The sequence below is a fragment of the Acinetobacter sp. Colony158 genome (assembly GCF_019264745.1).
Taxonomy (GTDB): Bacteria; Pseudomonadota; Gammaproteobacteria; order Pseudomonadales; family Moraxellaceae; genus Acinetobacter; species Acinetobacter ursingii.
In genome coordinates this window covers 2,910,124-2,919,787 of the sequence record NZ_CP078523.1, presented here as the reverse complement: position 1 = coordinate 2,919,787, position 9,664 = coordinate 2,910,124, and the positions used below count along the sequence as shown (strand labels likewise).

Genomic DNA, 9,664 nt, shown 5'->3' with positions numbered 1-9,664 from the left:
CAATAATTTTCTATAAATCTTAACGTTTTTGCTTTTCTCCTTAGCTGACAAGCCTATAATAATTCAGAATCATTCCAAATCTAATAAGGAAATAACATGTCTACCGATCAACAATTTAAAGCGCCTGCCAATTTAGGAATAGCAGTTTATTCTGATAATGCAGAGGCGATTGGTAACACCCCATTAGTTCGCATTAATCGTATTATTCAGTCAGGCGCCACAGTATTGGCAAAAGTTGAAAGCCGTAACCCTGCATTTTCAGTAAAATGCCGTATTGGTGCTGCTTTAATTGCAGATGCTGAAAAACGTGGTGTGTTGAAAGCTGGGATGCATATTGTTGAGCCGACCAGTGGAAATACAGGTATTGCATTGGCGTTTGTAGCAGCCGCAAAAGGCTATCCAATTACATTGACTATGCCTGCAAGTATGAGTCTTGAGCGTCGTAAAGTGCTGAAAGCTTTTGGTGCAGATTTAGTGCTTACTGAGCCAGCAAAAGGGATGAAAGGTGCTGTTGATGAAGCAGTACGTTTAGCGACTGAGCAACCTGATGTCTATTTCTTGCCTCAACAATTTGAAAACCCAGCCAACCCTAAAATTCATGAACAAACCACAGGGCCAGAGATTTGGGAAGCGACGGATGGAAATGTTGATATTTTAGTGGCAGGCGTGGGGACAGGTGGGACAATTTCTGGTATTTCACATTTCTTTGAAAATATTAAAAAGAAACCAATTTATTCAGTTGCAGTTGAACCTGCGGAGTCTCCGATTATTAGTCAGACTAAGCGTGGTGAGAGCATTACACCAGCACCACATAAAATTCAGGGCATTGGCGCTAATTTTATTCCTAAAAATCTGGATTTAAATATTGTCGATGAAGTGATGCCGATTACCAGTGAAGAGGCAATTGAATGGGCACGTAACTGTGCCACTAAAGAAGGAATTCTGGTGGGTATTTCAAGTGGCGCAGCTCTTGCTGCTGCTGCAAAAATTGCACAGCGTCCTGAAAATAACGGTAAAACCATTGTGGTAATTTTGCCTGATAGTGGTGAGCGCTATTTGTCTTCTGTGTTATTTGATGGTTTATTTGAAGAATAAATTATTTTCGGCAAATTCGATCTTAGGCGAGCTAGTGTTTTTTATAGCCTCAGTTAAATGAAGTCACCAAATAGGAACTTAGAATATATTACATTCTAGGTTCCTTTTTTTAAATAAAATGAAATTTCGACGATTAGTTAATCTCAAGTTTATTAGAACTTTTTATTAGAGTTCTTTCTTTAGGGATTTTTCAAAACGTTTCACTGAACGTGCATATTTTTTGGCTTTGTGACGTGTCCAAAAGCTAGACTTATATCCCGTTGGGCCAACATTATAATAAGCACTAGCTTTGAACCAACTTCCAGCCATTTCATTATAATGTCCTAAAATATAGGCACTGCATTGAATATTATTATATTCATCGGCCAGATTACCAGGACAGGCTTGTCTCCAGTAACTTGGAATAATTTGAGCTAAACCTACAGCTCCGCCAGATGAACGTGCATAAGAATTGTAGTTTGATTCCTGACGAATAGTGGCAGCAATCAGTAAGGGTGGAACTTCATAGCGATCAGCACTTTGGATAATCATTGGAGATAACCGATTTGCCGTAGATGGTGAAACAGCATAAGCTTTTTGTAATCCACTTGAGAGCTTATTTGAACGTTTTTCTAAAGAACCACTATTGGGACCAAGTGTCGTACAACCCGTAAAAAAAAGACCTAAACTACTTACAAGGAATAATTTAGAGAATGTAATTTTGTAGTTATCGAAAATCAGGCGATTAGCATTTATAAAAGTATCAAGCAATTGCAAAACGAAGTACCATCAATAAATATTCAAGTTGAAAAATCTTAATTTGTCATTGCCATAGCGTCAACAAAAGTGATGTGACAATTTGCAAGGTGATCAATATCTAAATAGCCTAAGTAAATTTGATTTTTTTCCTGAAAAAACTATTATAAAATTCAAACTTTGATGACATGCTTATATAAAGATTATGACCCTTGCCTGTAAATTACTTAAAACCAATAAAATTGAATATAGTACGCATGAATACGAACATGATCCCAATGCTAAAAGTTTTGGTTTGGAAGCAGCAGAGAAATTAAATTTGGATGTGGAAGAAGTTTTTAAAACCTTGCTGGTCACCGATGATAAAAATCACTTTGTCGCAATATTGCCTGTTCATCATCAATTAAATTTAAAAAAAGTTGCGGCAGCATTGGGATGTAAAAAGTTACATATGGCAGATCCGAAAAATGCAGAACGACTGACTGGCTATATAGTGGGAGGAATTAGTCCACTTGGTCAGAAAAAGCGTCTTAAAACTGTGATTGATGCTTCTGCTGAAATGAAAACAAAAATATATGTCAGTGGTGGAAAACGTGGTTTAGATATTGGAGTAGCGCCACAAGCGATTGCAAAAATATTAGATGCTCAATTTGTTGATATTCTCGATCAATAATTTTTGAAGAAAGATCAAGATAAGCCATTAATATTGTTTAGTTTAAATTTTAGGGTGGTTGTCATCCAATCGTCATTGAAGCCAGATATTTTAAGTCAAAATTTTTAATGACTGAATTCAATGAAGACTAAGAACATATTGAAGTTTTTCATGGCAGCGAGCGGAATACTCGTTTTAAGTGCCTGTAATGATCATGATGATAACGTCAGCACGTCTGAGCATTCTGCAACAGTAGAAACTTCAGCCTATGTTCAAACTAAAACACCTTATAGACCACAGCAAGATTTAAATAGCTATCAGAGTGCGCCAACAGGATTTCAGCCTGTTTTCACCGAGCTGGTTGCCCGTCATGGTTCGCGTGGTCTATCTAGCATCAAGTACGATTTGGCGCTTTATAACCTATGGAAACAAGCCAAAGCTGATCATGCATTAACACCACTCGGTGAACAGCTTGGTGCTGATATTGAAGCAATGATGAAAGCCAATATCTTGTTGGGGTATGGCGTGACTGGAATTCGTCAGTCTGGCTATGGCAATGAAAGCCAATTAGGTATTGAGGAACATCGTGGAATTGCAGATCGTTTGTTACAGCGATTACCATCATTATTTAATACCTCAGTGTTAGGGCAAATGGATATTGCTGTACAAAGTTCTGGTGTAGATCGTGCAGTGGATAGCGCCAAATTCTTTACCAGTGAATTGATCACGAAACGCCCAGATCTTAAAGAAAAAATTCGTCCAGTAAGTTATACGAGTTTAGATAGTAACAGTAATCCGTCGATTGACGATCAAGGGGTTGATCGCTTTTTACTTTATTTCCATAGTCTAAATAAAGCGACAGATTTGAGCCAAATGAATTCACCCCTTAGACAAAGTATCTATGATGCCAGTTTGAAATATCAGGATTTTGAAGAAAATGATGTAAATTTAAAACAGAAATTACAAGAATTATTGAATAATAACAACGCTCAGCAAATTGCATTGAAAGTACTGACGCCATTGTTTAAAAATGAGTTTATTCAGAAATTAGGTAGCCAAGGCTATACTTTTAGTAATACTGGATCATTTACTGCAACAGCTTTAGATGGTACCCAATTTACTGAAAAAGGAAAAGGCAAAAACACCATAGCCAGTACCGTGGATGCAGCAGCGTATCTCTATGAGCTGTATTCAATTGCACCCGGGATGAAAAAAGAATTAGGTAATACAGATTTTACAAAATATATGCCAATAGATGCTGCCAAATTTTATGCAGAATATAATGATGCACAGGATTTCTACCAAAAAGGTCCAAGCTTTACTGAGTCCAATCAAGTGACCAGCAATATTGCACAGGGACTTAAACAGGATTTCTTTGCTCAGGTAGATCAGGTTATCAATAAACAACAGCAACATAAAGCTATGTTACGTTTTGCCCATGCCGAAATTATTATACCCCTTGCAACGGCATTTGAATTAAAAGCAATGATGACACCTTTAGCCCTAAATCAGACCTATAGTTATAGTTCAAGCACTTGGCGTGGTGAGGATGTTTCACCTATGGCAGCCAATATGCAATGGGATATTTATCAAAATGCACAAGGTTCTACTTTGGTCAAAATGTTGTATAACGAGAAAGAAACTTTATTTAAGTCAAGTTGTGATTATGCTCGTTATAATTCAACAAGTTTTTATTATGATTACCAAAAACTTAAGCAGTGCTACAGTATTAACTAACAGTATCTGATCACTGAAATTTTATTCGGGATATCATTACAAAGTGAATGGTATCTTTAATTTTATTAATTTCATAATTCAAAATAAAAATCAATAATTTAACGAATAAAATAAGCTTTAGTTGCACAATTATGAAATGTTTGATTAAAAAACATTCAAAAATGTTTCATTTATTAAATAAGCCGTTATTCTGCACAGTTTTTGTATACCCTAAATATGTGAATTATAAATAAATAGAGGTAAATGGATGCTGATTTTTCATGGTTCTGCTGTTCAAGCTGCACTTTTTGATATGGATGGAACAATGTTTGATACTGAACGATTACGGTTTCAAACATTGAAACAGGCATCTCAAGAGCTGATTGGACAAGCATTTTCCGATGAATATTTAATGCAATGTTTGGGCTTGAGTGCCAAAACAGCAGAACAACTGGCTCAACAACAATACGGTTTAGATATTCCATACCAAGAAATTCGCCAGCGTGCCGATCAACTTGAACTGGAAATGGTACGTAAAGAAGGCGTTCCTATTAAAAAAGGTTTGGTTCAGGTCTTAGAACGTTTAAGAAAATCTGGATTACGTATGGCTGTTGCGACATCTAGTCGCCGCGCAATAGCAGAAGAATATTTGATTAATGCCAATGTATATAAATTCTTTGATGTGCTGGTCTGTGGAGATGAAGTTGAACAGGGCAAACCACATCCTGAAATTTTTGAGAAAGCCGCAGAAAAATTAAATCTGGACACTTCACAGTGCCTGATGTTCGAAGATTCTGAAAATGGAATCACATCTGCACATGCAGCAGGTGGCATGACTATTTTGCTCAAAGATATCAAAGCGCCAAATGACAATATGCTGTCTAAAGCCGATTTTTATTTTGAGACTATGTACGAGTGTTTAGAGGATTTAGATCAATTTGTCCCTGCGATGGAGATGCCGATTTTACAGGAAGCATTTCCACAGACCGTGAATCAGCTAACGGTTGGAATTCACGGTTTTGGTGCAATTGGTGGCGGATACATTGCACAGATTTTATCGCATTGGGATGGATATACGCGTCCGCAGCGCATTATTGCCTCAACACGTAACAGTTTATATCGTGAAGCAGTCAATGCCTTTGGCACCTATTGTATTCGTTATGGCCAAGTTTCCTATGATGAACGAATTGAATATATGTCAGTGATTGATACAGACCATCAACAGCATATGCTGGATATGTATTTGGAATCATCTTTGATCGCGCTGTGCCTGCCTGAACATGCGATTGCCAGTGAGGCAAAAATTATTGCGAAAGGACTCTATGCACGTTTTGCTTCACAAGCGATGCAAAATACACGTCCACTCACTTTTTTGATTATTTTAAATAAAGTAGGAGCTAAAACCTTAGTATTAGCTCATATTCGGGAACAATTGATCGAATTATCCAACGTGGAAATTGCCGATCAAATTATGGGCCAACATTATTTCTGTGATACGGTTGTCAACCGTATGGTCTCTAAGTTGTCTGAACAAAATCTATATCGGCAGCTCAAAATTAAATATAATTTTTTCAAGCAATATCAGTCTGATGTTGAAGATGAAAATGTCGAAATTGAAGATACCAGTAAGCTTTCATCTGAGCAGGAACATCAAGCCTCTTTATATATTGATGATATGCGACGTAATTTTCAGCCGAGTCATATTTTGCAGACAATGGACCTGATTTTATTTAATAGTGAAACGGATATGCCGATCTATGTCGAAAATAACAGCCCATTGTTGGCTAAAATGCGACAAATGATTGCGGTGGATAATATTGCCGATATTCAACTTATTAAAAATCGACTATGGAATGGCGTACATGCCATGTTGGCGTGGTATGCCTCGCTATTGGGACATGAAACTATTGGGGTAGCAATGGGAGATGCGCGGGTACAGTCATTGGTTGAGCATTTAGTTCACGAGATCAAGCAAGGACTTTGCGTCTGTTTGCCAAAACGAGCGAAAGATTTGGATCGACTAGCCAAGAGCTTTGTATTGTCGTGTCAATATGCTTACAAAGATCCGTGTCAGCGCGTGGCACGTGATCCTTTGCGCAAGCTGAATCATAATGAACGGGTTATGGGCTCTATTGCCAACAATCTTAAATTTGATCAACCCATCGAGAGTTTGTTATGGGGGGCAAGTTTGGGCTATTTTTATGCGATCGAGACGTTAGACATGAGTCTTGAAAATATCACCGAGCATTTGCAGTCAAATATTGTCCAACTTGATTTAGATCATGCTCTAAAGAAAAAGATTGAGCAGAGCATACAGCAGCATCTTGATCAACTTATAGAATATCCTTCGTATTTAAAACAATTCAAAAGTTTTGCTTTACCTGAAGAGATAAAGTCTTCATATGCTTAACTCACGCGCAAAACTGATCTCATCATTTTAGTGATCCCACCAAAAATCATGCTTTAATAAAGCATTCTGATTTTTGGTGTTTTTTCTTGTATTTAAAGCCAAATGGTTGTGTCATTCCAACTTTGCATCGTGATTATTCCGAATGGCATCATGGACGTAGCATCTATGCACTTTGGTATATTTTAGTTGAGCGTGATCAATATCCAGAATTGATTGCAAAACTCGATCAATTACAAGCTTCTTTTTCAGATCTGCTATTGCCCAATTCGCAACGCCAATATCATATAACGCTGTATATTTGTGGTTTTTTGACGGAGCAAGAGCCTGTTTATAATGATGATTTTTGTATAGATTGGTTTGAGCAGCAACGCCGACAACTTTTAAAACAAACTGCATTTCAACTGAATATCAGTAAATTAAATAGTTTTAGCAGTGCTTTATTTGCTGATATTCGAGATGAAAAAAATCATCTCATTGATCTGCGACGAAACCTTCAACTTGATGATCATCAGGAAATTGCAGCTTTGCAATATCATCCGCATATTACGCTTGGGTTGTATCGTGATGCTCATTCCAGTCATATGATTCTTGACCATATACGGCAATGCCATGAGATTAATTTAAAAATAACCATCGATCAGCTTCATTTTGGCTATTATGATGCTCAACAATTACAAGGCCCTCTACATTCTCTTTATTGCTTACAACTGGATTGATCTATGATACATCTCATTTTAGGTGGTGCGCGTTCAGGTAAAAGTCGACATGCAGAGGTTATTGCCAAAGCGCTGTCTCATCCTGTGACTTATATTGCAACTGCGCGGCCACTGGATGATGAAATGCAACAGCGTATAGACCATCATCGTGAGCAACGACCGAGTGAATGGCGACTCATTGAAGAACCCATTGCACTGGCTCAACAACTTAAGATGATTGATCAACCACAACAGATCATTTTGATTGATTGTTTGACTTTATGGCTGTCCAATCTTCTATTGTTAGATGATTGCAATCCACAGTATAGCCAGCAAATTCAAGCATGCGAGGAGTTGCTTGAGCTCTTACCACGACTTCAATCAGATATTATTTTGGTGAGTAATGAAACAGGTTTGGGTGTTGTGCCAATGGGGGAAATGACACGTCGTTTTGTTGATGAATCTGGACGGTTACATCAGCGTCTAGGAAAAATCGCAGATAAGGTCGAATTTTGTGTCGCAGGATTCCCAATGTTACTGAAAGGAGAAAAATCATGAGTTGGTGGGTAGAACCAGTTCAAGCCATCGATGAGCAAGCCAAACAATCTGCTACGCAACGCCAGCAACAATTGACTAAGCCAACAGGTTCATTGGGTGATTTAGAGTTGATTGCCATACAACTGGCTGCATTACAAGGCACAACTCATCCGCATGTGAATCAACCGTGGATTACTATTTTTGCAGGCGATCATGGGGTGATGCAAGAAAATATTTCGGCTTATCCGCAGGCGGTGACGCGACAAATGCTACAAAATTTTGCGACAGGTGGTGCGTGTATCAGTGTAATCGCACGACAATATGCTGCCAATTTACAAGTGATTGATTGTGGTACGGTGGGTGAGTCTTATTGTTATGAAGGTGTAGAAACGCATTGCATTCGTGCTGGAACCGCAAATTTTGCAATTGAAGCTGCAATGACTGAAGCTCAATGTCATCAGGCGATGAAATTAGGACGTGACAGTGTCGAGAAAGCCATGAGTGCGCAGGCCGACATTTTCGTTGCAGGTGAAATGGGTATTGGCAATACCTGTTCAGCTTCAGCTTTGGCATGTTTATTACTCAATGAAGATGCAGAGCAATTGACAGGCATTGGTACAGGAATAGATGCGCAAAAGTTAAAATACAAAAAACAAGTGATCGATCGCGCTATCGCATTGCATCAACCTCATGTAAAAGAGGATGCTTTTAAAATAATGACCGCAGTCGGTGGGTTAGAAATTGCTGCTATGACGGGAGCTTATATTCGCTGCGCACAGCTTGGTATGCCGATGGTGATTGATGGTTTTATCAGTTCGGTTGCAGCACTATGCGCTGTGCGTTTGAATCCCGATGCGCGAAACTGGATGTTGTTTGGACATCAATCTGCTGAATATGGACATCGTCGTGTTTTAGCTGAACTCAATGCACAGCCGATATTAAACTTAAATTTACGTTTAGGTGAAGGTAGTGGTGCAGGGGCAGCGTTGGGTGTCATTCAATTGGCCTGTGCCTTACACAACCAAATGGCAACTTTTGCCGAAGCTTCAGTTTCAGGCGATCAGGTATAAAACAATATGCAAAAAGTGTGGATCATTGATGTGTTACGTCATGGTGAAACGACATTGAGCCATACTTTACGTGGTCATCTGGACGATGCATTGACACCAACAGGCTGGCAGCAAATGCAGACCACGATTGAGCAAATGCAGCCCTCTGCATGGCAAGTGATTTTTACTTCGCCCTTACAACGTTGCGCTGCATTTGCACAAAGGTTTGCATCACAAACGAATCTGAATTGTGATATGGATGCAAATTTTAAGGAAATGTATTTTGGAGATTGGGAAGGGATCAGTACAGCGCAGATCTATCAACAGTCACCTGAACTACTTACAAATTTTTGGCAGCAACCTACCCAATATACGGCTCCGAATGGCGAGAGTTTATTAGATTTTCAATCACGCATTCAACAAGGGTTATTCTTAGTCATTGAAAAGATGCAAATACAGCAACATGAGCATGCCTTATTGGTCACGCATGGTGGTGTAATCAAGTTGTTGCGTTGTTTGGCGCAATACCAGTCATTGGACGATCTGCTGAAAATGCAGGCAAGTTTAGGTCAACTGTATCGCTTTAAAATCACTCTGGATGATCAGCAACAGTTACAGATATCCGAGGAATAACGTATGTTGCCATTCTGGATTGCACTACAGTTTTTGACCGTAATTCCTGTTCAATTATCACGGATACCCAATCAGACTGAAAATGCGCGATCTGTTTTATATTATCCGTTGATTGGTTTATTGATCGGTCTGATTTTATATG

10 protein-coding genes are annotated in these 9,664 nt (G+C 38.6%); 9 read left to right on the top strand and 1 reads right to left on the bottom strand.

Annotated features, from left to right (window positions below; all coding sequences use genetic code 11):
- The first annotated feature begins 96 nt into the window (after positions 1–96).
- On the top strand, positions 97–1,095 hold the full coding sequence (gene cysK / locus JR005_RS11990) for a cysteine synthase A (protein ID WP_218665145.1): 999 nt from the start codon (positions 97–99) through the stop codon (positions 1,093–1,095).
- A gap of 165 nt (positions 1,096–1,260) precedes the next feature.
- Here cysK and JR005_RS11985 read toward each other — a convergent pair whose 3' ends face one another.
- Entirely contained in the window at positions 1,261–1,812 is a 552-nt protein-coding gene (locus tag JR005_RS11985) for a lytic transglycosylase domain-containing protein (protein ID WP_373866130.1), read from the bottom strand.
- Between the two features lie 223 nt (positions 1,813–2,035).
- On the opposite strand from JR005_RS11985, the gene ybaK reads away from it, so the two are divergent.
- The 8 genes from ybaK to JR005_RS14960 form a co-directional block, all read left to right on the top strand.
- On the top strand, positions 2,036–2,503 hold the full coding sequence (gene ybaK / locus JR005_RS11980) for a Cys-tRNA(Pro) deacylase (RefSeq protein WP_218665144.1): 468 nt from the start codon (positions 2,036–2,038) through the stop codon (positions 2,501–2,503).
- A 120-nt stretch (positions 2,504–2,623) separates the two neighbouring features.
- Positions 2,624–4,219: a histidine-type phosphatase gene (locus JR005_RS11975; RefSeq protein ID WP_416378499.1), complete on the top strand. Its 1,596-nt coding sequence runs from the start codon at positions 2,624–2,626 to the stop codon at positions 4,217–4,219.
- A gap of 247 nt (positions 4,220–4,466) precedes the next feature.
- The gene (mtlD, locus tag JR005_RS11970; protein WP_218665142.1) at positions 4,467–6,608 is read left to right on the top strand and encodes a bifunctional mannitol-1-phosphate dehydrogenase/phosphatase; all 2,142 of its coding nucleotides are present in this window, start codon (positions 4,467–4,469) and stop codon (positions 6,606–6,608) included.
- A gap of 86 nt (positions 6,609–6,694) precedes the next feature.
- The gene (locus JR005_RS11965) at positions 6,695–7,324 is read left to right on the top strand and encodes a 2'-5' RNA ligase family protein (RefSeq protein ID WP_218665141.1); all 630 of its coding nucleotides are present in this window, start codon (positions 6,695–6,697) and stop codon (positions 7,322–7,324) included.
- A 3-nt stretch (positions 7,325–7,327) separates the two neighbouring features.
- Positions 7,328–7,861 (top strand): bifunctional adenosylcobinamide kinase/adenosylcobinamide-phosphate guanylyltransferase, encoded by a 534-nt coding sequence (cobU, locus tag JR005_RS11960; protein ID WP_049174117.1) that lies wholly within the window; start codon positions 7,328–7,330, stop codon positions 7,859–7,861.
- On the top strand, positions 7,858–8,910 hold the full coding sequence (gene cobT / locus JR005_RS11955; RefSeq protein ID WP_218665140.1) for a nicotinate-nucleotide--dimethylbenzimidazole phosphoribosyltransferase: 1,053 nt from the start codon (positions 7,858–7,860) through the stop codon (positions 8,908–8,910). The genes cobU and cobT overlap by 4 nt, the downstream gene beginning before the upstream one ends.
- 6 nt (positions 8,911–8,916) lie before the next feature.
- Entirely contained in the window at positions 8,917–9,522 is a 606-nt protein-coding gene (locus JR005_RS11950; RefSeq protein ID WP_218665139.1) for a histidine phosphatase family protein, read from the top strand.
- A gap of 3 nt (positions 9,523–9,525) precedes the next feature.
- Positions 9,526–9,664: adenosylcobinamide-GDP ribazoletransferase (locus tag JR005_RS14960; protein ID WP_228731805.1), on the top strand; the 139-nt coding region annotated here is incomplete at its 3' end.